Origin of the sequence: Oceanobacillus luteolus, from assembly GCF_023715655.1 — a bacterium.
GTDB lineage: Bacteria > Bacillota > Bacilli > Bacillales > Amphibacillaceae > Oceanobacillus > Oceanobacillus luteolus.
Genome location: NZ_JAMBON010000136.1, coordinates 1 through 744, shown reverse-complemented (window position 1 = coordinate 744; position 744 = coordinate 1). Strand labels below are relative to the sequence as shown.

1 protein-coding gene is annotated in these 744 nt (G+C 36.6%); it reads right to left on the bottom strand.

Annotated elements, in window-relative coordinates; translation table 11 throughout:
- Positions 1–744 (bottom strand): IS110 family transposase (locus M3210_RS20080; RefSeq protein WP_251518062.1); only part of this gene is annotated, 744 nt, incomplete at both ends.

Below are 744 nucleotides of genomic sequence, written 5' to 3'. Positions count from 1 at the left end.
AGGTGTTCTCTTTGAGACTTAATCCAGCTAACTTAATCAGTTGCCTTGGGTGGGAATATTCATTCAAATCACCAACTTCGGCAAAAAATCCAGCAACTGTATCTCTTCCAACACCCTTAATTGCCAACATTTGTTGAACACCAGGTATCTGGTCAATTAATGTATCAATTTTAGAATCTAATTCTTCGAATTTCATTTGGATTAATTCATATTTATCAATTAATGTTTTAAGCTCCAATTTAGCCATACTGGCACCTTGCTTAAGTCCAATAGACTTACTGGCTGCTTGTTTTAACTGTTGGATCTTACCAAGACCAACACCGCGTTTCACAGTTTTTCTTAAATGAATTAATAATTCTTGATCAGAGAACTTCACTAACTCATGTGGTAATGCGCAGAGCTTTAAAAACTGTAATGCAGCTTTTCCCTCCCACTTTTTAAAGACAGTAAGGAACTCTGGAAAATAACGATCTATCCAGTTGTGAACTTGGCCTTGAACGGTTTGAAGATCTTCAGTTAGGAGATCACGAATTTTTTTAGCCACTCGGAGTTCTGCATAAACTCCTTGCGGAATTGTAGGTTCAGCGTATCTCCCGTCTTTAACTAACTGTGCAATAACTTTGGCATCCTTCACATCATTTTTAGTTGGTGAATTATCGTCTAATTCCTTCGATTTCTTTACGTGAAGTGGGTTAACAGCCACAAACTTAATATCATTTTCTTTAAGAATGTGAGCTAAATTCA